The 23,496-nt window shown below is 64.0% G+C and carries 23 protein-coding genes; 5 read left to right on the top strand and 18 right to left on the bottom strand.

What is annotated here, in order from left to right; all coding sequences use genetic code 11:
• Positions 1-33: 33 nt before the first annotated feature.
• The 6 genes from etfB to ACY8GK_RS17420 all read right to left on the bottom strand — a co-directional run bounded on the left by etfB (position 34) and on the right by ACY8GK_RS17420 (position 7,845).
• Complete coding sequence (etfB, locus tag ACY8GK_RS17445) at positions 34-804, bottom strand: electron transfer flavoprotein subunit beta (protein ID WP_196179407.1); 771 nt, start codon at positions 802-804, stop codon at positions 34-36.
• Positions 805-814: 10 nt separating this feature from the next.
• The gene (etfA, locus tag ACY8GK_RS17440; protein WP_196179409.1) at positions 815-2,047 is read right to left on the bottom strand and encodes an electron transfer flavoprotein subunit alpha; all 1,233 of its coding nucleotides are present in this window, start codon (positions 2,045-2,047) and stop codon (positions 815-817) included.
• Positions 2,047-3,999: a dimethylglycine demethylation protein DgcB gene (dgcB, locus tag ACY8GK_RS17435; protein ID WP_462401713.1), complete on the bottom strand. Its 1,953-nt coding sequence runs from the start codon at positions 3,997-3,999 to the stop codon at positions 2,047-2,049. The genes etfA and dgcB overlap by 1 nt, the downstream gene beginning before the upstream one ends.
• A 185-nt stretch (positions 4,000-4,184) precedes the next feature.
• Positions 4,185-6,245: a dimethylglycine demethylation protein DgcA gene (dgcA, locus tag ACY8GK_RS17430; protein ID WP_462401712.1), complete on the bottom strand. Its 2,061-nt coding sequence runs from the start codon at positions 6,243-6,245 to the stop codon at positions 4,185-4,187.
• Positions 6,246-6,260: 15 nt separating this feature from the next.
• On the bottom strand, positions 6,261-6,791 hold the full coding sequence (locus ACY8GK_RS17425; protein WP_462401711.1) for a DUF5943 domain-containing protein: 531 nt from the start codon (positions 6,789-6,791) through the stop codon (positions 6,261-6,263).
• Positions 6,792-6,867: 76 nt separating this feature from the next.
• Entirely contained in the window at positions 6,868-7,845 is a 978-nt protein-coding gene (locus tag ACY8GK_RS17420) for a dipeptidase (RefSeq protein ID WP_196179417.1), read from the bottom strand.
• A gap of 285 nt (positions 7,846-8,130) precedes the next feature.
• Here ACY8GK_RS17420 and ACY8GK_RS17415 point away from each other — a divergent pair, with 285 nt between their 5' ends.
• Positions 8,131-8,532: a lysozyme inhibitor LprI family protein gene (locus ACY8GK_RS17415; protein ID WP_196179420.1), complete on the top strand. Its 402-nt coding sequence runs from the start codon at positions 8,131-8,133 to the stop codon at positions 8,530-8,532.
• Between the two features lie 272 nt (positions 8,533-8,804).
• On the opposite strand, the gene ACY8GK_RS17410 is transcribed toward ACY8GK_RS17415, so the two are convergent.
• The 5 genes from ACY8GK_RS17410 to choX form a co-directional block, all read right to left on the bottom strand.
• On the bottom strand, positions 8,805-9,065 hold the full coding sequence (locus ACY8GK_RS17410; protein ID WP_196179422.1) for a hypothetical protein: 261 nt from the start codon (positions 9,063-9,065) through the stop codon (positions 8,805-8,807).
• A 294-nt stretch (positions 9,066-9,359) separates the two neighbouring features.
• Positions 9,360-9,830 (bottom strand): thioesterase family protein, encoded by a 471-nt coding sequence (locus ACY8GK_RS17405; protein ID WP_196179424.1) that lies wholly within the window; start codon positions 9,828-9,830, stop codon positions 9,360-9,362.
• A gap of 10 nt (positions 9,831-9,840) precedes the next feature.
• Entirely contained in the window at positions 9,841-10,806 is a 966-nt protein-coding gene (locus tag ACY8GK_RS17400; protein ID WP_462401710.1) for an L-carnitine dehydrogenase, read from the bottom strand.
• 19 nt (positions 10,807-10,825) lie between these two features.
• A complete protein-coding gene (locus tag ACY8GK_RS17395; RefSeq protein WP_196179428.1) occupies positions 10,826-11,710 on the bottom strand; it encodes a 3-dehydrocarnitine:acetyl-CoA trimethylamine transferase CdhC in 885 nt (294 codons plus the stop codon).
• Between the two features lie 120 nt (positions 11,711-11,830).
• Complete coding sequence (choX, locus tag ACY8GK_RS17390) at positions 11,831-12,775, bottom strand: choline ABC transporter substrate-binding protein (protein ID WP_196179430.1); 945 nt, start codon at positions 12,773-12,775, stop codon at positions 11,831-11,833.
• Between the two features lie 142 nt (positions 12,776-12,917).
• On the opposite strand from choX, the gene ACY8GK_RS17385 reads away from it, so the two are divergent.
• Positions 12,918-13,865 (top strand): GlxA family transcriptional regulator, encoded by a 948-nt coding sequence (locus ACY8GK_RS17385; RefSeq protein WP_196179431.1) that lies wholly within the window; start codon positions 12,918-12,920, stop codon positions 13,863-13,865.
• A gap of 22 nt (positions 13,866-13,887) precedes the next feature.
• Here the strand turns inward: ACY8GK_RS17385 and gbdR are convergent, their stop codons facing one another.
• Positions 13,888-14,994, bottom strand: coding sequence for a choline metabolism transcriptional regulator GbdR (gbdR, locus tag ACY8GK_RS17380; protein ID WP_196179433.1), 1,107 nt, complete (start codon positions 14,992-14,994; stop codon positions 13,888-13,890).
• Positions 14,995-15,387: 393 nt separating this feature from the next.
• The gene (locus tag ACY8GK_RS17375; protein ID WP_462401709.1) at positions 15,388-16,764 is read right to left on the bottom strand and encodes an L-serine ammonia-lyase; all 1,377 of its coding nucleotides are present in this window, start codon (positions 16,762-16,764) and stop codon (positions 15,388-15,390) included.
• A gap of 445 nt (positions 16,765-17,209) precedes the next feature.
• On the opposite strand from ACY8GK_RS17375, the gene ACY8GK_RS17370 reads away from it, so the two are divergent.
• From ACY8GK_RS17370 to choV, 3 genes are all read left to right on the top strand, one after another.
• Positions 17,210-18,157, top strand: a complete 948-nt coding sequence (locus ACY8GK_RS17370) for a choline ABC transporter substrate-binding protein (RefSeq protein ID WP_462401708.1) — start codon at positions 17,210-17,212, stop codon at positions 18,155-18,157.
• 73 nt (positions 18,158-18,230) lie between these two features.
• Complete coding sequence (gene choW, locus ACY8GK_RS17365; protein WP_462403038.1) at positions 18,231-19,079, top strand: choline ABC transporter permease subunit; 849 nt, start codon at positions 18,231-18,233, stop codon at positions 19,077-19,079.
• Positions 19,076-20,254, top strand: coding sequence for a choline ABC transporter ATP-binding protein (choV, locus tag ACY8GK_RS17360; RefSeq protein ID WP_196179439.1), 1,179 nt, complete (start codon positions 19,076-19,078; stop codon positions 20,252-20,254). The genes choW and choV overlap by 4 nt, the downstream gene beginning before the upstream one ends.
• 30 nt (positions 20,255-20,284) lie before the next feature.
• Here the strand turns inward: choV and hisF are convergent, their stop codons facing one another.
• From hisF to hisB, 5 genes are all read right to left on the bottom strand, one after another.
• Positions 20,285-21,055, bottom strand: a complete 771-nt coding sequence (hisF, locus tag ACY8GK_RS17355) for an imidazole glycerol phosphate synthase subunit HisF (RefSeq protein ID WP_196179441.1) — start codon at positions 21,053-21,055, stop codon at positions 20,285-20,287.
• Positions 21,056-21,160: 105 nt separating this feature from the next.
• On the bottom strand, positions 21,161-21,895 hold the full coding sequence (gene hisA / locus ACY8GK_RS17350; protein WP_196179443.1) for a 1-(5-phosphoribosyl)-5-[(5-phosphoribosylamino)methylideneamino]imidazole-4-carboxamide isomerase: 735 nt from the start codon (positions 21,893-21,895) through the stop codon (positions 21,161-21,163).
• Between the two features lie 102 nt (positions 21,896-21,997).
• Complete coding sequence (locus tag ACY8GK_RS17345) at positions 21,998-22,261, bottom strand: DUF2164 domain-containing protein (RefSeq protein WP_196179445.1); 264 nt, start codon at positions 22,259-22,261, stop codon at positions 21,998-22,000.
• Positions 22,261-22,899, bottom strand: a complete 639-nt coding sequence (hisH, locus tag ACY8GK_RS17340) for an imidazole glycerol phosphate synthase subunit HisH (protein WP_462401707.1) — start codon at positions 22,897-22,899, stop codon at positions 22,261-22,263. Before hisH ends, ACY8GK_RS17345 begins: the two co-directional genes overlap by 1 nt.
• Positions 22,899-23,492 carry an imidazoleglycerol-phosphate dehydratase HisB gene (gene hisB / locus ACY8GK_RS17335; RefSeq protein WP_196179448.1) on the bottom strand — a complete coding sequence of 198 codons (594 nt, stop codon included), beginning with the start codon at positions 23,490-23,492 and terminating at the stop codon, positions 22,899-22,901. Before hisB ends, hisH begins: the two co-directional genes overlap by 1 nt.
• Positions 23,493-23,496 lie beyond the last annotated feature (4 nt).

Genomic DNA, 23,496 nt, shown 5'->3' with positions numbered 1-23,496 from the left:
ATCATCCATGAACAGGCAGGCGCTGATGCAGGTTCAGCGCAGAACCCCTTCTTCGCACAGCAGCTTGAGGATGGCCTGCGCCGCTTCCTGCGCCGAGACATCCTTCATCACCTTGCCACCGCCGCCGCTGGCCTTGGCGGTGGCGGCCTTCATCCGGTCCGCGCCGCTCTTGGCCTTGATCACCTTGAGTCGTTTTGGGCGCGGCTTGGCAGGTTGCAGTTCGGCCTCGGCCAGCAAGCTGTCCTCAACGACCTCCACCGAGCGGGCAGCCAGCACGCCACGACGTGCCGGACCGAAAGCGCTCTGGCGAGGCCTGGGTGCCGCGTTGTCCACGGTGGCCAGCACCGGCAGGCGCACCTTGAGCCGGCGCCGCTGGCCGCGCGGCAAGGCTTGCAGGACCTGGGCGGTACCGTTGTCGATCGACTCGACCTCGGCCAACCCGACCACCAGCGGCCAACCTAGTCGCTCGGCCAGCAGGAACGGCAGCATGCCCGAGCCCTCCCCCGTCTCGGCCTGGCTGCCGGTCAGTACCAGCTGCGCACCGGCATCGCGCAGGTAATCGGTCAGCACGCCGAGCACGTCGGCACCGGCCGGTTGCTCGAGCACATCCAGATGATCCAGGCCCATGCCGAGATAACCGCGCAGGGCCTCTTCGCGCGGGTCGCCAGCATGTACCACCTGCAGGTCGCCGCCGGCCAGCTGCAAGCCAAGTTCCACGGCGCGCGAATCCTGCTCGGCGCGCCGGGTGCGCCCCGATGTCGGATGAGAACCGACGGAAACCAGGCTGATGACTTTCGTACTCATCGCTTCATCCTCATGCCGCATCGCGCTGGTCGGCGTTGCGCAGCTCTTCCACAGCCTCGATCAGCGCCTGGAGAACCGCCGAACTGTCGCCGATGATCGACAGGTCTGCCCGCTTGATCATGTCGCAACCAGGGTCCATGTTGATCGCCACCACCTTGTCGCAGGCAGCGATGCCTTGCAAATGCTGAATGGCCCCGGAGATGCCCACGGCCACATAGACACGTGCCGTGACCCAGGTGCCGGTGGCGCCGACCTGCCGGTTGCGCGGCATGAAACCGTCGTCCACCGCTACCCGCGAAGCACCTTCGGTGGCGCCCAGGGCAGCCGTGGCCCGATGGAACAGGTCCCAGTCCTTGACCCCATTGCCGCCGGAGACGATGAATTCCGATTCGGCCATGGCGATGGCAGCCGGATCCACCGCAACCGGACCGAGGTCTTCGATCCGCGACAAGCTGCGCGCCACGCTCGTCGATAACTCGACCGGCAACGCCTCGTGGCGGGTTTCGCTGACCGGGTCGGCGCACTCGGCGGCGGCCAGGACCAGACGTGGCAGGCTACGCTGCAAATCCTGCTGGCCGGCACCGGCACGGCCAACACACTGGCCGTCCTTGATCTGCCAGACGCGGGTCGCCGGGCGTTCGCCCAGGGCTGCGGCCAGGCGCCGACCGAGCTCACCACCACCGGTGCGACTGTCCGGCAGCAGCCAATGCTTCGGAGCGAATTGCTGGTCCACCGCATGCAGGCCCTGTACCAGCTGTTCCGGTGCGTAGCCCTGGTACTGTTCGCCTTCGATGACCAGCAGCCGATCGACACCTGCACCCTGGAAGTTGCTTTCCTTGTGCTCGCCGAAGACCACCGCCAGCACGGCGCCGCCGCTGCCGGCCAGACTGTGGGCCAGGCCGAGCAGGTCTCGGTCATGACTGCCGAGGCGGCCACCGATCATGTCCGGAACCACCGCGATGTAGAACGCCGGATCGGCCACCTGGTGCAGCGGCAGTTGCACTTCGGCAGCGGCCGTGCGCCGTCCCGCGATGCCGGTACCCTGCTGAGCGCCGCTGCGATCGATTCGCTTGATGCCGTTGGGGCCGACGAAGCCCGCGGCCAGCGCATGGGGGTTCTTGCGGATCAGCCCGTTGGGGCCCATCCAGCGGCTCTGCTGGGTCTGCATCGCCGCATGCAGCGGATGCAGTCGGTTACGGGCGATCCACTCGGCGCGGGGATCGCGGCGGATGATCTCGCTCATCAATGCACCTCCGCAGGTTCACGTTTGGCGGCTGCCGGCTTTGCCGCCGCCGGGGCTTGTTCCTCGATCAGCGCGTCGGCCACCAGTTCGGCCAGGTCCTTGATCTGCGGCCTCGGCTCGACCACGCCCTCGAGCATGGCCGTGCATTGCGGGCAGCCGACGGCCACCAGTTCGGCTTCGGTCTGGCGGATGTCCTCCATGCGCATGTCAGGGATCCGCTGCTTGCCGGGTATATCGGTGATCGGCGCGCCGCCGCCGCCGCCACAGCAGCGCGAACGCAAGCCCGAACGCTGCATCTCGCGCACTTCGATGCCGAGCGCCTTGAGCACCTCCCGTGGCGCCTCGTACTCGCCGTTGTAGCGGCCCAGGTAGCACGGATCGTGATAAGTCACGCTGCCACCCTTGTGCTGGCCAAGATTGAGCTTGTTCGCCGCGATCAGCTCGGCAATATAGGTGCTGTGATGCTGCACCTGATACTGGCCGCCAAGCGCGCCATATTCGTTCTTGAGCACATGGAAGCTGTGCGGATCGCAGGTGACGATGCGCTGGAAGCGGTATTTGCCCAGGGTCTGGATGTTACGTCTGGCAAGCTGCTGGAAAGTCGCCTCGTCGCCCAGGCGGCGGGCCACGTCACCACTGTCGCGCTCCTCCAGGCCGAGGACGGCGAAGTCGACGCCGGAAGCCTTGAGGACCTTGACGAACGCGCGCAGGGTGCGCTGGTTGCGCATGTCGAACGCCCCATCGCCCACCCAGAACAGCACCTCGGTACTCTTCACCTCGGCCAGCACCTTCATGTTCAGGTCTGCCGCCCAGTTCATCCGTCCCCCAGGATTGAAACCGCCCGGGTTGTCGGTGGCGATGAGGTTGTCGAGCACTTCGGCGCCCTTGTTCGGGGTAGCGCCCTTTTCCAGGGTCAGGTGACGGCGCATGTCGACGATGGCATCGACGTGCTCGATCATCATCGGGCACTCCTCGACGCAGGCGCGGCAGGTGGTGCAGGACCAGAGCGTTTCGGCATCGACCAGGCCATTGACGATGGGCTGGTGCGGATGACCGCCATGCTCGCCGATCGGCTTGCCTGGGTAGGGGCTGCCGAAGTACCTGGCGTCGGTGCCACCGGCCAGGCCGATGACCATGTCCTGGATCAGCTTCTTCGGGTTGAGCGGCTGGCCCGCGGCGAAGGCCGGGCACATCGCTTCGCAGCGACCGCACTGGACGCAGGCATCGAAGCCCAGCAGCTGGTTCCAGGTGAAATCCGCCGGTTTCTCGACCCCCAGCGGGGCCGTCCGGTCTTCCAGGTCGAGCGGCTTGAGCCCGGTCGAGCGGCCGCCACCGAAGCGCTCGGCGCGACGGTGCCAGGCCAGGTGCAAGGCGCCAGCGAAGGCGTGCTTCATCGGCCCGCCCCAGGTCATGCCGAAGAACATTTCCGACACGCCCCAGAGCACACCCAGGCACAATACGCCGACCATGACCCAGCCCCCGGTTTCGGCTGGCAGGATGCCCGCCACCGGCAAGGTCACGACGAAGAAGGTCGTGGCAAAGACCAGCAAGCTTTTCGGCAGGCGCATCCAGGGCCCTTTCGACAGCCGCGCCGGCGGATTGCGGCGCCGCCTGTAGACGAACATGGCACCGGTGAACATCAGCACCGTGGCGATCAGCAAGGCGTAGCCGAGGACCTGGCTGTGCAGGCCGAAGCCATGCACCAGGATCGCCAGCAGCGCCGAGAGCACGAAGCCGCCAGCGGTGGCGACGTGGGTGTTGGACATGTACTTGTCGCGCTCGACCACATGGTGCAGGTCGACCAGGTAGCGACGGGGCACGGCCAGCAAGCCGCCGAGCAGGTTAACCTTGGATGGACGACCACGGCGCCACATGCGCGCGCGGCGTGCGGCACCGAGCGCCGCCAGGGCAAGCGCGGCGAACAGCAGGATGGGTACAAGGGTGTTCAACATGGGGGGCTCCCACTGATTGCAAGCTGCAAGCGATAAGCTGCAAGCGGCAAGAAAAAGCAAAAGCGGCATTGGCTTCACCTTTTCTCCAGAACCAGGCCTTCAAGTGCCTTGCCGAGGTGAAGTCTGAAGCTGCAAGTAAAGGCACTACCGTGCGCTTTGCTTGCAGCTTGCCGCTACCGCTGCCGTCAAAAGTCCTTGCACAGGCGCAAGGCGTCGTAGATCGCCGCATGGGTATTGCGCTGGGCCACACAGTCGCCGATGCGGTACAGCAGATAGCCCTCGCCTGGCTGGCTGAGGATCGGCTGCGGCTTGATGGCGAACAGCGCCTCCACATCGATCTGGCCTTTGTTGCGCGACCCATCCTTGAGGGCGTAGTACAAGGCTTCGTCAGGGCGTACACCGTTCTCCACCACGACCTGGTCGACTACCCGCTCTTCCTTGGCGCCGGTGTATTCGTTCTCGAGCACCGCTACCAGCTTGTCGCCCTCGCGGTAGACCTTTTCCAGCATCATGTCGCCGGTCATGATCACTTCCTTGGGATACAGGCTGCGGTAATAGGTCGGGAAAGTGGTCCCGCCCATCGCCACGCCGGGCTTGATGTCGTCGGTGACGATTTCCACCTGGCAGCCCTTGTCGGCGAGGAAGTCGGCAGTGGACATGCCGGTGAACTCGCAGATGGTGTCGTAGACCAGCACGTTCTTGCCAGGCGCGACCTTGCCGTCGAGCACGTCCCAGCTGCTCACCACCAGTCCTTCGGCAGCGCCCCAATGCTCGTTCTGCTCGACGAACGGATGCCCCCCCACCGCCAGCACGATGATGTCCGGACGCAGGTCCTGGATGGTCGGGACATCGGCCGCGGTACCCAGGCGCAGGTCGACCTTCAGGCGCGCCAGCTCCAGCTGGTACCAGCGGGTGATGCCGGCGATCTGGTCACGCTGAGGTGCCTTGGCGGCAATGGTGATCTGCCCGCCGATCTGCTCCTTCTTCTCGAACAGCGTCACGTCATGGCCACGCTCGGCAGCGACCCGCGCCGCCTCCATCCCCGCAGGCCCTGCGCCGACCACCACCACCTTGCGCCTGGGTCCGGTGGACTTCTCGATGATGTGCGGCACGCCCATGTATTCACGGGAGGTCGCGGCGTTCTGGATGCACAATACATCCAGGCCCTGGTACTGGCGGTCGATGCAGTAGTTGGCGCCGACGCACTGCTTGATCTGGTCGACCTGGCCCATCTTGATCTTGGCGATCAGGTGTGGGTCGGCCATGTGCGCCCGGGTCATGCCGACCATGTCCACATAGCCGCCTTCCAGGATGCGCTGGGCCTGGTTCGGGTCCTTGATGTTCTGCGCATGCAGGACCGGGACCTTGACCACTTCCTTAATGCCCGCCGCCAGGTGCAGGAACGGCTCCGGCGGGTAGCTCATGTTGGGGATGACGTTGGCCAGGGTGTTGTGGGTATCGCAGCCCGAGCCGATCACGCCGAAGAAGTCGACCATGCCAGTGGCATCGTAATACTTGGCGATCTCCTTCATGTCTTCGTGGCTGAGACCGTCCGGATGGAACTCGTCGCCGCAGATTCGCATGCCCACGCAGAAATCGTCACCGACCTCCGCCCGCACGGCCTTGAGCACTTCCAGGCCGAATTTCATGCGGCCTTCGAAGCTGCCGCCCCATTCGTCGGTACGCTTGTTGACCCGTGGGCTCCAGAACTGGTCGATCATGTGCTGGTGCACGGCCGACAGCTCGACGCCATCCAGGCCACCTTCCTTGGCTCGCCGCGCGGCCTGGGCATAGTTGCCGATGATCCGCCAGATCTCTTCCGGTTCGATGGTCTTGCAAGTGGCCCGGTGCACCGGCTCACGGATGCCCGACGGCGACATCAGGGTCGGCCAGTTGAAGCCGTCCCAGCGCGAGCGACGGCCCATGTGGGTAATCTGGATCATGATCTTGGCGCCATGCTTGTGCATGGCGTCGGCCAGGTTCTGGAAATGCGGGATGATCCGGTCGGTCGACAGGTTCACCGAGGCCCACCATTCCTGCGGGCTGTCGATGGCGACCACGGACGAGCCGCCACAGATCGCCATGCCGATGCCGCCCTTGGCCTTTTCCTCGTAGTACTTGACGTAACGTTCGGTGGTCATGCCGCCATCGGTGGCGTAGACCTCGGCGTGCGCGGTGCTGAGCACGCGGTTGCGCACGGTCAGTTTGCCGATCTGGATCGGCTGGAACATCGCTTCGAATGCCATGACGCAATCTCCGGCTTACAACGGCTTGACGACGAACAGCCCGTCGTCGTGACCTTCTTCCGAACCGCCGTAGACCTGCTCGGCCACGGTGCGGATCGAGCTGCCACGGGCGGCCAGGATCTGGTCCATGGCACCGGCGAACCAGCCGGTGAACATGTAGTCGACCTTGCGGCCGACCTTGCCGTAGACATAGACGAACGCCGAGTGCCTGAGCTTGATGCTGGCGGTACCCTTGTTCAGGTCGATGTCCTGGATCTCGAACAGGCCCCAGCCGCGCTGGGACAGGCGCTTCATGTAGTGCTCGAACACCGCCACGCCTTCCAGGCCATGGCATTCGGCTTCCTTCTCGCACCAGTGCCAGGCGGACTTGTAGCCGGCCTTGTAGAGGATCTCGGCATAGGCATCGGCACCCAGAACCTCTTCGATGCCCATGTGGTTGTTGACGAAGAAGTGACGCGGTACATACAGCATCGGCAATGCATCGGAAGTCCAGACACCGGTCTCGCTGTCGACTTCGATTGGCAATTGCGGGGCGATCTTGGCCATGGAAACTCAACTCCATAATTGTTTTGATTGATGGCCCCGGCATCTGCGGCCGGGGCGCAAGGCGTGGAGAGCGGCTTTATTCGCCCCAGACGTCGCGCAGTACGTTGACCCAGTTCTCGCCCATGATCTTGCGCACCACCCGCTCCGAATGACCACGCTTGAGCAGGGTCTCGGTGAGATTGGGAAACTCGCCGACGGTGCGGATGCCCAGTGGGTTGATGATCTTGCCGAAGTTGGTCAGGCGCCGGGCGTAGCCCTTGTCATGGGTCAGGTACTCGAAGAAATCTTGACCATGCCCCTGGGTAAAGTCGGTGCCGATCCCGATGGCGTCCTCGCCGACGATGTTCATCACGTACTCGATGGCTTCGGCGTAGTCGTCGATGGTCGAATCGATGCCCTTGGCCAGGAACGGCGCGAACATGGTCACGCCGACGAAACCGCCGTGATCGGCGATGAACTTCAGTTCTTCGTCGGACTTGTTGCGCGGGTGATCCTTCAGGCCCAGGGGCAGGCAGTGGGAGTAGCAGACCGGCTTCTTCGACTCGAGGATGACTTCCTCGGAGGTCTTGGAGCCGACGTGCGAAAGGTCGCACATGATGCCGACGCGGTTCATCTCGGCAACGATCTCGCGACCGAAGCCCGACAGACCGCCGTCACGCTCGTAGCAGCCAGTGCCGACCAGGTTCTGGGTGTTGTAGCACATCTGCACGATGCCCACGCCCAGCTGCTTGAAGATCTCCACGTAGGCGATCTGGTCTTCGAAGGCATGGGCATTCTGGAACCCGAAGAGGATCCCGGTCTTGCCCTGCTCCTTGGCCTTGCGGATATCGGCGGTAGTGCGCACCGGCATGACCAGGTCGCTGTTCTCGCGGATCAGCTTCTGGCTGGCGGCGATGTTGTCCACGGTCGCCTTGAAGCCTTCCCAGACCGATACCGTGCAATTGGCCGCGGTCAGCCCGCCCTTGCGCATGTCCTCGAACAGTTCGCGGTTCCACTTGGCGATGATCAGACCGTCGATGACGATGCTGTCGGCGTGCAATTCGGCTGGGCTCATCAGGCTGTCCCCTTTTATCGGCTTGAGCTGCGCAGAAGGTGTGTCGGCGCTTTGGAGGCCAGCATATGCCTGCGCGGCGTACGAGCAGGATGCAAAAACGACAGGGGGTTTGCCGAAAGCGTCAATGGGCGAAGAGCCGCGTACGGGCGGGGCTCGTGGCGATGAGAGCGAGTCTCGACAATCTTGGAAAAGGTCGTTTCGTGAACATTTCGACGGCAAGCTACCGCCCTACTTCAGCGTGAGCGAGAATCGCTGCCGATTGTTCAGCCTGGCGAGGAAAGACGGATGAAATCGATGGCATGGCTGGTCCTGATGGCAGTGGCATGTGCCGCCCAGGCCAGCGGGGACGAAAGCACTCCCTGCGACAATGTCGAGAACGACCTGCAGGCACATGCCTGCGCCGCCTACAACAAGCAGACCGCCGAGCGGGAACTGAAAGCGGCGTTCGATGACCTGCTCGAACGCATTGCCGAGCAGTACGCCAACGAGGAAGACAAGGTCAAGGCACTGAAGGCGCGGCTGGCGGCGGCCGAGTCGATATGGACACAACTGCGCGATGCCGACTGCAAGGCCGAGACCTTTGCCGAAAAGCCGGGCAGCAAGGCCTTCGAGGCCGCCTGGAACACTTGCGTGGCCCAGCGTAGCGACGACCGCTCCGAATACCTGCAGTCCATCGGCCAGCAGTGAGTGCAGACGGCGCCAGCTCCTCCACCGGTGCAAACACCCTACCGATGGTCAGTGGGCGCAGTGCCGCGACAGGGCGCGCAGCGGCCTCGGGAACGGGCAGGCGACAGCGTCCTGAACAGGCTTGCAGGGGATATTCGTAGGGTTCGCAAGGATGCTGAAGGCCGCTACGCGACCTAGCGCAGCCGGTACGGCGCCCCGGCCGCTGCTAAACGGGCGTGGCGCAGCGGCTGCCATGGCTTGCACGGCAACCTCGGGCCTGCTGCGAACGAACCTCAGCCGCGGTTGCCGTTGAACTGCGCCAAGGCCGGCAACAGTTGCCTGTCGATGGCCTGGCGAACCGCCGGAAGAATGGTGGCGCTGCCGCAATACATCCGCTCGACCATACCCCGCAATGCCCGTGCGTTCGGCTCGGTCAGGCCGCGCACGGCTACTTCGCAAGCCTGTTCCGCGCTCGCGCCGGTTGGCATCTCGAAACCCAGGGCCCGCAGGCTGCCCACCAGGTCATCCTGGTCAATCAAATCCGCATGCATCATGGCTGTTGTCCTTGTTTGCTGCTGTGATCTGCGCTCGATTCTGTGTCCAGCCGGCGCCTGCGGCAAGGCTGCAGTGCCAGAGTGGCCGCTTTGGCTAAGAACAGGTCGTTCCCGGCTAAATCCGTGATCGACGAACATCGCACACTGCCAGCCATCATCAACGTCTCAGGGTTTGGTCACCCTTGTCACGACACGTGGATGTTGCTCGCTCTTGGCCCCGTACGCTCACGGCTTTGCGGGGTCATTTTTTTTGCTGGTCACAGGCAGGTAGTTCAGCGATCGGGCGTGACAGGCTCAACCGGGCAGGCGCATCACCCTTCCCAGGTACTGGGGAACCGGCAGGTCGTGCTGCGCCCTGGCCAGCGCTTCCAGCGAAGCCTGGCCAGGCTCACTGAATGGCGCCGATTTCGGCCCGTCCAGCTGCACATGCAGGAGCATCTGCTCGCTGGCGGCCAGCGCCTGGGCGAAGCCCTCGCGATGCAGGCTGTGGTAGAGATGCAGCCGCTTGCGGTCGAAACCGACGATCTGTGTCTGTACCCATACCTCGGTGCCGAGCTTCACTTCGTGCAGGTAGTTCAGATGGCACTCCAGGGTGAACAATGTGTGTCCATCCCGCTCCCGGCTGTCCGCGTCCAGCCCGATGCGTTGCATCAGCGCATCGGTGGCGTAGCTGAAGATCAGCAGGTAGTAGGCATCGCGCAGGTGACCGTTGTAGTCGACCCACTGTGCCTCGATGGACGTTCGATAGCTGATCAGTGCTGGCATATGGAAATCCTCATTCGGTGAAAGCCAGGCCGTGGCGCGCCTTGGTGTCCGCGATCGCCTGGAGTACCGCCAGCAGGCAGTCGTCGCGATAACGCTCCAGGGCGGCGATGCTGTGCTCGCCCAGTTGGGCCGAAGTGCCTTCCACGACCGCATCGATCAACCGGTCGGTAAGCTCGGGCGCCTGCAGGTGGGTCCATGGCAGTTTCAGTGCCGGACCGAACTGGGCCATGAAGTGCCGCATCCCGGCATCGCCACCGGCGAGCGTGTAGGTCAGGAAACTGCCCATGAACGACCAGCGCAGGCCGGCACCGAAACGGATCGCGTCATCGATCTCGCCGGTAGTGGCCACGCCGTCGTTGACCAGGTGCAAGGCTTCGCGCCAAAGCGCCTCGAGCAGGCGGTCGGCAATGAAGCCGGGAACTTCCTTGCGCACATGCAGCGCACGCATGCCAAGCGCGGCATAGATGCGCTTGGCTGCTTCGATGGCTTCAGGAGCGGTGTGCCGGCCGCCGACGACTTCCACCAGTGGCAGCAGGTAGACCGGATTGAACGGATGCCCGACCAGGCAACGCTCGGGGTGGGTGGCCGATTCGTAGAATTCGCTGGGCAACAGTCCGGAGGTGCTGGAACCGATGATGGCCTCGGGCTTGGCCGCGGCACTGATCCGGGCATGCAGGTCGAGCTTGAGATCCAGGCGCTCCGGTGCGCTTTCCTGGATGAAATCGGCATTTGCCACGCAGGCTTCGACGGTATCGACGAAGCGCAGGCGCGACTGCGCCGCGCCGGCGGCCAGGCCTTTGCTCTGCAGCGCCGGCCAGGCCTTGGCGATACGCTGGCGCAAGGCCTGCTCGGCACCCGGGGCGGGATCCCAGGCGAGCACGTCGAGGCCGTGGGCCAAGGCGCGGGCGACCCAGCCGCTGCCGATGACGCCGCTACCCAGCGCGGCGAAGGTCTTGATCTCGGTGATGAAGGGCATGGCGGGCTCCTGGATGGGTTCAACGGCGCTTGAGGTTCATTTTTTCCCGACCCTGGGCCGGTGTGAGCACACGGGCGCCGAGACGGGAGACGATCTCCAGCGCACGCTCGACCAGCTGGCCGTTGCTGGCCAGGACACCGCGATCGAGGTAGAGGTTGTCCTCGAGACCGACGCGCACGTTGCCGCCCAGCAGGACCGCCTGGGCCGCCATCGGCATTTGCATCCTGCCGATCCCGAACCCGGCCCAGGTCACACCTGCCGGCAGGTTGTCGACCATGGCCTTCATGGTCGTGGTGTCGGCCGGCGCGCCCCATGGAATTCCCAGACACAGTTGGAACAACGGATCGTCCAGCAAGCCCTCCTTCATCATCTGCTTGGCGAACCACAAGTGACCGGTGTCGAAGATTTCCAGCTCGGCTTTCACGCCCAGCTCGGTAATGCGCCTGGCACCGGTGCGCAGCTGACTCGGCGTGGAAACATAGATCGCATTGCCATCACCGAAGTTGAGCGTGCCGCAATCAAGGGTGCAGATTTCTGGCAGCAAGGCCTCGACATGAGCCAGGCGCTCGAGCGGGCCGACCAGGTCGGTGGCCGGGCCGAAGTCCGTCGGCGATTCGCCCGGACCGATCTCCAGGTCACCGCCCATGCCGGCGGTGAGGTTGACGATGATGTCCACGTCGGCTTCGCGGATGCGCTCCATCACTTCGCGATACAGCGCCACGTCTCGGCTGAAACGCCCGCTCTGCGGATCGCGTACATGGCAGTGGACCACGGTGGCGCCTGCCTTGGCAGCCTCCACCGCCGCTTCGGCGATCTGCCTGGGAGTGACCGGCACCAGGTGACTCTTGGCGACCGTGTCGCCTGCGCCGGTCAAGGCGCAGGTAATGATGACGTCATGGTTCATGATGGCTCCTCGTGATAGCTGTGCAGGCCCGAGCGCCGGCAAGCCGACCCCGGCAGGCTCGACGAGGATCCTGCGCGGCGCATGCTGTCTGGAGCCGGCTTGTCGGCGTTCGGGGAAGGGTCAGTTGGCGGAAAGCTCGAGATGCTCCGCTGCCGGCTTGCCGTCGAAGGTGGTGACCCCCTCGAGCCAGCGTGCCTTGTCCTCGGGGTGATCCCTGAGCCACTGACGGGCGGACGCCAGTGCATCCTTGTGGTCGAGCAGCGGCTGCATCATGCGGCTCTCCTGCTCGGCGCTGAAGGTCAGGTTGGCCAGCAAACGGTGGGCATTGGGGCAACGCTGGGCATAGTCGGGCGCGGTCACGGTCCACACCGTGGCCCTGCCCTCGTCCGGCCCCAGGGCATTCTCGCTACCGCCCAGATAGGCCATGTCGATGTTGACGTTCATCGGATGGGGCGTCCAACCGAAGAACACCACCGCCTTGTTGCGCCGCACGGCACGGTCGACGGCGGCCAGCATGCCGGCCTCGCTGGACTCCACCAGCTGGAACTTGCCCAGGCCGAACTGGTTCTTGTCGATCATGGCCTGGATCTGGGTATTGGCGCCGGAGCCCGGTTCTATGCCGTAGATCTTGCCATCGAGTTCCTTCTCGAACCTGTGGATATCGGCGAAGGTCTTCAGGCCCTTGTCCGCCAGGTACCTGGGGACCGCCAGCGTGGCGCGGGCGTCGGCCAGGCTGGGCTGGTCGAGCACCTTGACCTGGTTGGCCTGGATGAACGGAGTGATGGTCTGCTTCATGATCGGGTTCCAGTACCCCAGGAACATGTCCAGGCGGTTGTCGCGGATCCCGGCGAAGATGATCTGCTGCGAGGCGCTGGTCTGCTTGGTCTGGTAGCCCAGGCCGTCGAGCAGTACCTGGGCCATGGCGCTGGTGGCAATGACGTCGGTCCAGTTGACCACCCCCAGGCGCACGTTCTTGCAGGCGGCGGGCTCGGCGGCGAAAAGCGACGTGCAAAGGGTGCTGCTCAAGGCAAGGGACAGCAGGCTGCGGCGGACGAAGCTATGCATGGTGGCTCTCCAACGGCAGTGCGTATTGTTAGGATCGGCCTCTGCGGACCGTAGGGACACGCTACGCTGTTGACTGGATGGAAATTCGCACCCTGGCGACCCACATTTGCACGCAGGCGACCTCTGCGAGCTGGAGCGAGCAATGCCCGATGTCATTCATTTCCTGCTGTTGCCAGGCTTCTCGGCGCTGGGCTTCATCAGCGCCATCGAGCCACTGCGAGTGGCCAACCGCTTTCGTGGGCCGCTCTACCGCTGGCGAGTGCTGAGTCTCGACGGCGGCGCGGTGCAGGCGAGCAATGGCATGTCCGTGAATGCCGACGGTGTGCCAGGGGAAGTCGGCCGTGGACAGATGTTGCTGGTCGTGGCCGGTTTCGAGCCGCTGGCCGGCTTCGGGCCACTGCTGCAGCAGACCCTGCGGCGCCTGGATCACGACGGCGTGGTGCTCGGTGGTATCGACACTGGCGCCATGCTGCTGGCCGAAGCAGGGTTGCTCGACGGCTACCGGGCCACCCTGCATTGGGAAGCGCTCGAGGCCTTCAAGGAGCGTTATCCGCGGCTGCAGGCCACCCAGGAGCTGTTCGAGATCGACCGTCGGCGGATCACCTGCGCTGGCGGTACCGCCTCCATCGACCTGATGCTGGACCTGATCGGTCAGGCCCATGGCAGCGAGCTGGCAGTGCAGGTTTCCGAACAGTTCGTGCTGGGCCGCATTCGGCCCCGCCAGGACCACCAGCGCATGCAGATCGCCACTCGTTATGGTCTGCGCAACAAGAAGCTGGTGAAGGTGATCGGGGAAATGGAGCGCAACACCGAGCAGCCGATCAGCAGCCAGAGGCTGGCCGAAACGGTGCAGGTGACGCGGCGACAGCTCGAGCGGCTGTTTCGCTTGCACCTGGACGACACGCCCAGTGGCTTCTACCTGCGCTTGCGCCTGGACAAGGCACGACAGCTGCTGCGTCAGACCGACATGGGCGTACTGGAGGTGGCGATCGCTTGCGGCTTCGAGTCTGCATCGTATTTCACCCGCTGTTACCGGGCGCGGTTCGCGCGGTGTCCTCGGGAAGACCGACGGGCCTTGGAGGTTTTCTGAGCAGGCTCGAAGACAACCGTCCCTACAACCTCACACTGGCAAACGTCGATTCGTTGCGCGCCTGGCTCAGCGAGGCCAGCGGCCCGCCATGCGGCGAAAGCACCATGGCCTGCGGGATCGGCATCATTGCCACCTGCTGGGTAGTGTTCGAGCCGACGCGCTCGTCACGTGGCGGGATGCCGAAGTATTCGCGGTAGCACTTGGAGAAGTGCGGCGTGGACACGAAACCGCAGACCGAGGCCACCTCGATGATCGACATCGGGGTCTGCTTGAGCAATTGCCGGGCGCGAATCAGGCGCAGCTTGAGGTAGTAGCGCGACGGCGAGCAGTGCAGGTACTTCTGGAACAGCCGCTCGAGCTGGCGACGCGAGACCGAGACGTACACGGCCAGCTCATCCAGATCGATCGGTTCCTCGAGGTTGGCTTCCATCAGCGCGACGATTTCCTGCAGCTTGGGCTGGTTGGTGCCAAGCATGTGCTTGAGCGGCACACGCTGATGGTCCTGCTCGTTGCGGATGCGTTCGTAGACGAACATTTCGGAGATTGCCGCCGACAGTTCACGCCCGTGGTCGCGGCTGATCAGGTGCAGCATCATGTCCAGCGGCGCGGTCCCGCCGGAGCTGGTGAAGCGGTTGCGATCGAGGGTGAACAGCCGCGTGCTCATGTTCACCCGTGGGAAGGCCTCCTGCATCGCGGCCAAGCACTCCCAGTGCACGCTGCAATCGAAACCGTCGAGCAGCCCGGCGCAGGCCAGCGCCCAACTGCCGGTGCACACCGCGCCCAGCCGACGCGACTGGCGCGCCTGGGTCTGCAGCCAGGTGACATGGTCACGGGTGACGGCGCGCTGGATACCCACGCCGCCACAGACGATGACGGTATCCGTGGGCGGCGCGCCGTGCATGGCAGCGTCAGGGGTGATCCGCAAGCCGTCGCTGGCCCAGACCTGACCGCCATCGAGGGTCAACGTATGCCAGCGATACAGTTCTCGCCCGGACAGCTGGTTGGCCATGCGCAGTGGCTCGACAGCGGAAGCGAGGGAAATGAGAGTGAAGTTGTCCAGCAGGAGAAAACCGATGGACTGGGGCGCAGTGCGATTCTGTTGCGGGTTTCCGGAGGTATACGAAGTCATCGCGAGTTCTCCTCACACAATGCAGGGCGTGCCTCAGGCGGGCACTGTTTCTTGTCATGGCCCCGATTCGTCTGCGGGGCTTTGTCGAACACGACGCAATTGTCGTGCCTGAAATTGAACGGTCGTGCAACAAAGCCCAGAAGCGACCCTCATGGCGAGGCATTTCGGAACTGCCATGGGGACTTTCGTTCAGCGCTAAGGCGCGTGCCAGCGCGCTTGCTTCCGTCTCGTGGGCATTTCGGTAGCACTTGTAGGAAACGTACCAACGAACGACATGTGCAAAGTGTCACCACTGTTGCGAAGTATAGGCGACCCGGTGCGAAACGACGGCAAGGACGGCGCACCGGAATATGGCACGCCGTGGCCAGCAAGCCTTGGAAAAGCGCGTGGCGCTCAGCACTCGATGGCGCTCACCGCCAGCCCGCCGCGGGAGGTTTCCTTGTACTTGTCGTGCATGTCCGCACCGGTGTCGCGCATGGTACGGATCACCTGGTCGAGGGAAATGAAATGCTCACCGTCCCCGCGCAGGGCCATCTGTACCGCATTGATCGCCTTGACCGCGGCGATCGCATTGCGCTCGATGCATGGCACCTGGACCAGGCCGCCGACCGGGTCGCAGGTCAGCCCAAGATTGTGCTCGAGCGCAATCTCGGCGGCATTTTCCAATTGCTCCGGCGTTGCGCCGAGGACTTGGGCCAAGCCCGCCGCCGCCATGGCGCAAGCCGAGCCGACCTCGCCCTGACAACCCACCTCGGCGCCGGAGATCGAGGCGTTCTTCTTGCACAGGATGCCTACCGCCGCCGCGCCGAGGAAGAAATCGACCACCTGGGATTCGTCGACCATGTCGCTAAAGCGCATGAAATAGTGCAGCACCGCCGGAATGATGCCCGCGGCGCCATTGGTCGGTGCCGTCACCATGCGACCGCCGGCGGCATTCTCTTCGTTCACCGCCAGGGCGAACAGGTTGACCCACTCCATGGCATTGAGGGTCGAACCGATCACGTTGGGCTTGCCCAGCTCCTGCAGGCTACGGTGCAGTCTGGCTGCCCGACGGCGCACGTTGAGCCCGCCGGGCAAGGTGCCTTCGTGCTTCAGGCCATTGCTCACGCACGCCTGCATGGCCTCCCACAGCTTGAGCAGGCCGGCGCGGATTTCCTCTTCGCTGCGCCAGGCCTTCTCGTTGGCCATCATCAGTTGCGACACGCTCAGGTCGTTTTGCTTGCACAACCGCAGCAGCTCGGCTGCACTGTCGAAGTCATAGGGCAAGACGGTATCGTCGGCATCCAGCACGCCGCTCGCGGCCTGGGCGGCATCGACCACGAAACCGCCACCGACCGAGTAGTAGGTATCACGGTGCAACTCGCCATCCCTGCCCTCGGCCACCAAGGTCATGGCGTTGGGATGATAGGGCAGGTTCTCGTCGAGCAAGCGCATGTCGCGAGCCCAGACGAACTCGATGCCATGTCGAGCGTCCAGGAGCAGGACATTGGTTTCGCGCACGTCAGCAATGCGCGGAACGATCCGGGTAGGGTCGATCGCATCCGGCCATTCCCCCATCAGCCCCATCAGGGTGGCATTGTCGGTGCCATGACCGATGCCGGTCGCCGATAGCGAGCCGTACAGGCGCACTTCGACGCGCTCGACTTGCTCCAGCTCGCCGCGCTCGCGCAGGCCCTGGACGAACAAAGCGGCGGCACGCATGGGGCCGACGGTATGCGAGCTGGAGGGCCCGACACCTATCTTGAACAGGTCGAACACGCTGATGGCCATTGTCGAATCACCTCTTGATGGGCTTGTCTGCCTGCGACATTGCACAGGTGGCGGATGTGCCAGGCTCAGGCACGGAGCCGCCTTGGAGGCCGGCATCATCGGGCTTTTGAGCGTTCTCACGACGTCTGCAAGCGACGTACTTTTGTCCGTCGGCGCCGCATGCCAACGGCTGCGCCCAGGGCGTTTCCCGGCTGCCGGATGACGCAAAACGATGCACGCCGATGGCGAACAACCTATATGCGACATCGTCCTCACCAGATGCGACCCATGCTGTACTGGATACGACCCCACCAGTAGGCGATCGACCAGCACTGGTGGATGATCGAAAGCGACTCACGACTGCACGGCCCCGTCCGTTGCCGCCAGGCGACCAAGGCCGACCGCTGCCATAGAAAGCACGGCGACCCGGGACACCCGAAGACAAGAACACAGGAGTCCACCTTTCATGAAACGCCCGACCCCGCTGTTGCTGGTGGCGCTGTGCGCAGCTCCGTTGCTGGCCCAGGCCGCTGAGCCCGAACAATGCCGGACCGTCCGTTTCTCGGACGTTGGCTGGACCGACATCACCGTCACCACGGCCGTGACCAGCACGGTCCTCCAGGCGCTCGGCTACAAGACCCGCACCACCATGATCTCGGTCCCGGTGACCTACAAGTCGCTGGCCGCTGGTAAGGACCTCGACGTGTTCCTCGGCAACTGGATGCCGACCATGGAAAACGACATCAAGCAGTACCGCGATGCCGGCACCGTCGAGACGGTGCGCGCCAACCTGGAAAACGCCAAGTACACCCTGGCCGTTCCCAAGGCGCTGTACGACAAGGGACTCAAGGATTTCGCCGATATCGCCAGGTTCAAGCAGGAGCTCGCTGGCAAGATCTATGGCATCGAGCCGGGCAACGACGGCAACCGCACCATCCAGAGCATGATCGACAAGAATGCGTTCGGCCTGAAGGACGCGGGTTTCAAGCTGGTGCAATCCAGCGAGGCCGGCATGCTTTCGCAGGTCGACCGGGCCACCAAGCGCGGCGAAGCCGTGGTGTTCCTTGGCTGGGAACCGCATCCGATGAACAAGCGGTTCGACATGAAGTACCTGTCGGGCGGGGATGCGTTCTTCGGCCCCGACTATGGCAAGGCGACGGTCCTCACCAACACCCGCAAGGGTTATGTCGAGCAGTGCAGCAACGTCGGCCGGTTGCTGAAGAACCTGTCGTTCACCCTGGACATGGAAAGCACGCTGATGGGCAATGTGCTGGACGACAAGATGAAGCCTGAAGCTGCCGCCAGGGCCTGGCTGAAGGCCAACCCGCAGGTGCTCGACAGCTGGCTGGCCGGCGTGAAGACCGTGGATGGCGAACCGGGGCTGGAGGCAGCCAGGGCCAGACTGACGCAGTAGCAGCAAGCACGCCCCTGTGCCGGCGCCTTGGCCGGCACAGGCCGACTTCAATCCCTGCAGGTGGAAGCTCGCTATCATGCTTATCGATCAGAAAATACCGTTGGGGCAGTACATCGCCTCGTTCGTGGAATGGTTGACCCAGAACGGCGCCAACTACTTCGACGCCATTGCCCAGGGCCTGGAATTCATGATCCATGGCGTCACCAGCGCCCTGACCTGGTTCAACCCGTTCGCCCTCATCGTCCTGTTCGCGGGGCTTGCGCACCTGATCCAGCGCAAGTGGGCCCTTACTGCCTTTTGCGCCCTTTCGTTCCTGCTGATCCTCAACCTGGGCTACTGGCAGGAAACCATGGAGACCCTGGCCCAGGTCACCTTCGCCACGGTGGTCTGCGTCGCCATCGGCGTGCCGCTGGGCATCGTCGCCGCGCACAAGCCAATGTTCTACACCGCCATGCGCCCGGTCCTCGACCTGATGCAGACCGTGCCGACCTTCGTCTACCTGATCCCCACCCTGACGTTGTTCGGCCTGGGCGTGGTGCCGGGACTGATCTCCACCGTGGTGTTCGCCATCGCCGCGCCGATCCGCCTGACCTACCTGGGTATCTGCGACGTGCCCCAGGAACTGCTCGACGCCGGCAAGGCCTTCGGCTGTTCGCGCCGCCAGCTGCTGACGCGCATCGAGCTGCCCCACGCCATGCCGAGCATCGCCGCTGGCGTGACCCAGTGCATCATGCTGTCGCTGTCGATGGTGGTGATCGCCGCCCTGGTCGGTGCCGACGGGCTGGGCAAACCCGTGGTCAACGCGCTCAATACCGCCGACATCTCCCTGGGCTTCGAAGCCGGCCTGGCCATCGTGCTGCTGGCGATCATGCTCGACCGTATCTGCAAGCAACCGGAGCTGCCAGCGAGGAGCGAGGCATGAACATCATTCGTTTCGAAGACGTCGACGTGATCTTCTCCAACCGCCCGCGCGAGGCCCTCGCCCTGCTTGACCAAGGCATGACCCGCGAGCAGATCCTCAAGCAGACCGGCCTGGTCGTCGGTGTGGAAAAAGCCAACCTGGACATCGACAAAGGCGAGATCTGCGTGCTGATGGGGCTGTCGGGCTCGGGCAAGTCGAGCCTGCTGCGCTGCATCAACGGCCTCAACACCGTCAGCCGCGGCAAGCTGTTCGTCGAGCATGACGGCACGGCGATCGATATCGCCCACTGCAGCCCCGCCGAACTGAAGATGATGCGCACCAAGCGCATCGCCATGGTGTTCCAGAAGTTCGCCTTGATGCCCTGGTTGACCGTGCGCGAAAACATCAGCTTCGGCCTGGAAATGCAAGGGCGCCCGGAAAAGGAACGGCGCAAGCTGGTGGACGAGAAGCTCGAGCTGGTAGGCCTGAGCCAATGGCGCAACAAGAAGCCCGACGAGCTTTCCGGCGGCATGCAGCAACGGGTCGGACTGGCCCGCGCGCTGGCCATGGACGCCGATATCCTGCTGATGGACGAGCCTTTCTCGGCGCTGGACCCATTGATCCGCCAGGGCCTGCAGGACGAGCTGCTGGAGCTGCAACGCAAGTTGAGCAAGACCATCGTCTTCGTCAGCCATGACCTGGACGAAGCGTTGAAGCTCGGTAGCCGCATCGCCATCATGAAGGACGGCCGGATCATCCAGTACAGCAAGCCCGAGGAGATCGTGCTCAACCCCGCCGACGACTATGTCCGGACCTTCGTCGCCCACACCAATCCGCTCAACGTGCTATGCGGTCGCAGCCTCATGCGCAGCCTGGACAAGTGCAAGCGCATCAACGGCTCGGTATGCCTGGACCCGGGCGTTGATTCCTGGCTGGACCTGGCCGAGGGCAACACCATCAAGGGTGCGCGCCAGGGCATCAACGGGCTGGACCTGCAGGACTGGAAACCCGGCCAGGCAGTCGAGACCCTGGATCGCAAGCCTACCCTGGTGAACGCCGATATCGGCATGCGCGAAGCGCTGCAGATCCGCTATCAGACCGGCAACAAGCTGGTGCTGCAGGAAGGCAATTCAGTGGTGGGCATCCTGGGGGACAGCGAGCTGTACCACGCGCTGCTGGGACGCAACCACGGCTGAAGCCGGGCCGCCGCGCGGCCCGGCTGCGGCTCAGCGAACCACGATACCGCGCTGGGCCATGTAGGCCTTGGCTTCAGGCACCGTGTATTCGCCGAAATGGAAGATGCTCGCGGCCAATACCGCGCTGGCATGCCCCTCGAGGATTCCGTCCGCCAGATGCTGGAGGTTGCCCACGCCACCGGAGGCGATGACCGGAATCCCCAGCGCATCGCTGATCGCGCGGGTCACGCCCAGGTCGAAGCCGCTTTTCATGCCGTCCTGGTCCATGCTGGTCAGCAGGATCTCGCCAGCGCCCAGGCCTTCCATCTTGCGTGCCCACTCGACCGCGTCCAGCCCGGTCGGCTTGCGACCGCCATGGGTGAAGATCTCCCAGCGAGGCGCCTGGCCCGGTGCCGAGACCTTCTTCGCATCGATGGCGACGACGATGCACTGCGAACCGAAACGGTCGGCGGCCTCGCCGACGAACGCTGGATCGAACACCGCCGCCGTATTGATCGACACCTTGTCGGCACCGGCATTGAGCAGGTTGCGGATGTCCTGCACGGTGCGCACCCCGCCGCCCACGGTCAGGGGAATGAACACCTGGCTGGCCATGCGCTCGACCGTGTGCAAGGTGGTATCCCGACCATCGACGCTGGCGGTGATGTCGAGGAAGGTGATTTCGTCGGCGCCTTGCTCATCGTAGCGCCGAGCGATTTCCACCGGGTCGCCGGCATCGCGGATATTCTCGAACTTGACACCCTTGACCACCCGGCCGTTGTCCACGTCCAGGCAAGGGATGATACGTTTTGCTAAAGCCATGAACTTCTCCGTTGGCGGGTTTCAAGCTGCAAGCGATCATGCATTGCCTGGCTTGCAGTGCAAGGACAAGCGGTGCGGTCTCGCTTTTAGCTTGTGGCTTGCCGCTTACGCGTAGGTGTCGCAGAAAGCCTGGGCCTCGGCGACGTCAAGGGTGCCTTCGTAGATGGCGCGGCCAGTGATCGCGCCGATGATGCCAGGCGCCCTGGCTTCGAGCAGTGCCCTGATATCACCAAGATCGTGGATGCCGCCAGAGGCGATCACCGGAATCGAAGTGGCTTCGGCCAGGGCCTTGGTGAAGGGCACGTTGCAGCCTTGCATCATGCCGTCCTTGGCGATGTCGGTATAGACGATGGCCGATACCCCATCGGCCTCGAAACGCCTGGCCAGGTCGATCACCTGCACGGAGCTGACCTCGGCCCAGCCATCGGTGGCGACGAAACCGTCCTTGGCGTCCAGACCGACGATGACCTTGCCAGGGAACGCCTTGCAGGCTTCGGCGACGAATTCTGGCTGCTTGACCGCCTTGGTTCCGATGATCACGTAGCTGACCCCGGCCTTGACGTAATGCTCGATGGTTTCCAGCGAGCGGATGCCACCACCGATCTGGATCGGCAGGTCCGGGTAGCGCCTGGCGATGGCGGTCACCACTTCGCCATTGACCGGCTGGCCTTCGAAGGCGCCGTTCAGGTCGACCAGGTGCAACCGGCGGCAGCCGCCTTCGACCCACTTGGCGGCCATGCTCACCGGGTCATCGGAAAACACCGTAGAGTCTTCCATGCGGCCCTGGCGCAGGCGTACGCAGGCGCCATCCTTTAGATCGATAGCAGGAATAATCAGCATGCTGTGTCCTTCGTCGGTTCAGGCGGCAAGCTGCAAGCCACTGGCTGCATGCATGCGCATCAAATGTTCGTCAGGCGATCAAGCCGTGTCGCGCCTGCTCGGTCAATGACTCTTCTCGAGCGCCCACAGGTCGCTTTCGATGCTCTCGAAGCGCTCCTTGAGGTGTACCTGCACGTCGGCGATCGCCCGGTTGTAATAGTGCGGAGCGATTTCCTTGCTGAACAGCTCGAGCACCTCGGCCACCTCGAACGACCCCAGTCGCAGCTCGAAACGCTCTTCGAGAAAGCGCTTGAGGGTATCGAGCGCCTCGCGCTCCTGCTCTGGCGCCAGGGTCATTCGGGCAGCCTTGGGGCCAGGCCGGCCCATTACCAGCGCCCGTCCCAGGCAATGAAGTTCTGCAGCAGCTGCAGGCCGTGGGTGTGGCTCTTCTCCGGATGGAACTGCACGGCGAAGCGCGAGCCGTCGGCCAGCGCGGCGGCGAAGTCGACGCCATAGCGGCCGCGCCCCACCACCTGCCCCGGCTTGCCGGCATCGATGTAGTAGCTATGCACGAAGTAGAAGCGTGCCTGATCGGGAATGTCGTGCCAGAGCGGGTGGTCGACGGACTGGCTCACCTGGTTCCAGCCCATGTGCGGGACCTTCAGGTGCTGGTCGTCCTCGCGCAGGTCCTTGCCGAAGAAGCGTACCTGCCCGGGGAACAGACCGATGCAGTCGACGCCGGCGTTTTCCTCGCTGTGATCGAGCAAGGCTTGCATGCCCACGCAGATGCCGAGGAACGGGCGGTCCTGGCTGACTTCGCGAACCAGGCTGTCGAAGCCCAGGCGACGGATCTCGGCCATGCAGTCACGGATCGCGCCGACGCCAGGAAACACCACGCGGTCGGCTTCGCGGATCACCGCGGCGTCGCTGCTGACCAGCACCTTGCCGGCGCCTACATGCTCCAGGGCCTTGGCCACCGAGTGGAGGTTGCCCATGCCATAGTCGATGACGGCTACTGTCTGCATTACAGGCAACCCTTGGTGGAGGGCATCTGCCCGGCCATGCGTTCATCCAGTTCCACCGCCATGCGCAGCGCGCGGCCGAAGGCCTTGAACACCGTCTCGATCTGGTGGTGGGTGTTGTGCCCACGGAGATTGTCGATATGCAGGGTCACCAGGGCATGGTTGACGAAGCCCTGGAAGAATTCCTGGAACAGGTCCACATCGAAACCACCGACCGAAGCGCGGGTGTAGGGTACGTGCATCTGCAAGCCAGGGCGCCCGGAAAAATCGATGACCACGCGCGACAGCGCCTCGTCCAGCGGCACGTAGGCATGTCCGTAGCGGCGGATGCCCTTCTTGTCGCCAATGGCCTGGGCGAATGCCTGGCCCAGGGTGATGCCGACGTCTTCGACGGTATGGTGATCGTCGATGTGCAGGTCGCCCTTGCACTCGATGTCCAGATCGATCAACCCGTGCCGGGCGATCTGGTCGAGCATGTGTTCCAGGAAAGGCACGCCGATATCGAATCGGGCCTTGCCACTGCCATCGAGGTTGATCGAGGCCTTCACCTGGGTTTCCAGGGTATTGCGCTCGACGGAAGCCTTACGTTCGACCATCACC

The organism is Pseudomonas sp. Marseille-QA0332, from assembly GCF_054950175.1.
Note: the sequence above shows the minus strand (reverse complement) of the source record. Positions and strands in the feature narration are given on the sequence as shown.

Excerpts from the sequence above, each read along its gene's own strand:
- etfB (WP_196179407.1), bottom strand. The coding sequence starts at position 804 with ATGAGTACGAAAGTCATCAGCCTGGTTTCCGTCGGTTCTCATCCGACA.
- etfA (WP_196179409.1), bottom strand. The coding sequence starts at position 2,047 with ATGAGCGAGATCATCCGCCGCGATCCCCGCGCCGAGTGGATCGCCCGT.
- dgcB (WP_462401713.1), bottom strand. The coding sequence starts at position 3,999 with ATGTTGAACACCCTTGTACCCATCCTGCTGTTCGCCGCGCTTGCCCTG.
- dgcA (WP_462401712.1), bottom strand. The coding sequence starts at position 6,245 with ATGGCATTCGAAGCGATGTTCCAGCCGATCCAGATCGGCAAACTGACC.
- ACY8GK_RS17425 (WP_462401711.1), bottom strand. The coding sequence starts at position 6,791 with ATGGCCAAGATCGCCCCGCAATTGCCAATCGAAGTCGACAGCGAGACC.
- ACY8GK_RS17420 (WP_196179417.1), bottom strand. The coding sequence starts at position 7,845 with ATGAGCCCAGCCGAATTGCACGCCGACAGCATCGTCATCGACGGTCTG.
- ACY8GK_RS17415 (WP_196179420.1), top strand. The coding sequence starts at position 8,131 with ATGAAATCGATGGCATGGCTGGTCCTGATGGCAGTGGCATGTGCCGCC.
- ACY8GK_RS17410 (WP_196179422.1), bottom strand. The coding sequence starts at position 9,065 with ATGATGCATGCGGATTTGATTGACCAGGATGACCTGGTGGGCAGCCTG.
- ACY8GK_RS17405 (WP_196179424.1), bottom strand. The coding sequence starts at position 9,830 with ATGCCAGCACTGATCAGCTATCGAACGTCCATCGAGGCACAGTGGGTC.
- ACY8GK_RS17400 (WP_462401710.1), bottom strand. The coding sequence starts at position 10,806 with ATGCCCTTCATCACCGAGATCAAGACCTTCGCCGCGCTGGGTAGCGGC.
- ACY8GK_RS17395 (WP_196179428.1), bottom strand. The coding sequence starts at position 11,710 with ATGAACCATGACGTCATCATTACCTGCGCCTTGACCGGCGCAGGCGAC.
- choX (WP_196179430.1), bottom strand. The coding sequence starts at position 12,775 with ATGCATAGCTTCGTCCGCCGCAGCCTGCTGTCCCTTGCCTTGAGCAGC.
- ACY8GK_RS17385 (WP_196179431.1), top strand. The coding sequence starts at position 12,918 with ATGCCCGATGTCATTCATTTCCTGCTGTTGCCAGGCTTCTCGGCGCTG.
- gbdR (WP_196179433.1), bottom strand. The coding sequence starts at position 14,994 with ATGACTTCGTATACCTCCGGAAACCCGCAACAGAATCGCACTGCGCCC.
- ACY8GK_RS17375 (WP_462401709.1), bottom strand. The coding sequence starts at position 16,764 with ATGGCCATCAGCGTGTTCGACCTGTTCAAGATAGGTGTCGGGCCCTCC.
- ACY8GK_RS17370 (WP_462401708.1), top strand. The coding sequence starts at position 17,210 with ATGAAACGCCCGACCCCGCTGTTGCTGGTGGCGCTGTGCGCAGCTCCG.
- choV (WP_196179439.1), top strand. The coding sequence starts at position 19,076 with ATGAACATCATTCGTTTCGAAGACGTCGACGTGATCTTCTCCAACCGC.
- hisF (WP_196179441.1), bottom strand. The coding sequence starts at position 21,055 with ATGGCTTTAGCAAAACGTATCATCCCTTGCCTGGACGTGGACAACGGC.
- hisA (WP_196179443.1), bottom strand. The coding sequence starts at position 21,895 with ATGCTGATTATTCCTGCTATCGATCTAAAGGATGGCGCCTGCGTACGC.
- ACY8GK_RS17345 (WP_196179445.1), bottom strand. The coding sequence starts at position 22,261 with ATGGGCCGGCCTGGCCCCAAGGCTGCCCGAATGACCCTGGCGCCAGAG.
- hisH (WP_462401707.1), bottom strand. The coding sequence starts at position 22,899 with ATGCAGACAGTAGCCGTCATCGACTATGGCATGGGCAACCTCCACTCG.
- hisB (WP_196179448.1), bottom strand. The coding sequence starts at position 23,492 with ATGGTCGAACGTAAGGCTTCCGTCGAGCGCAATACCCTGGAAACCCAG.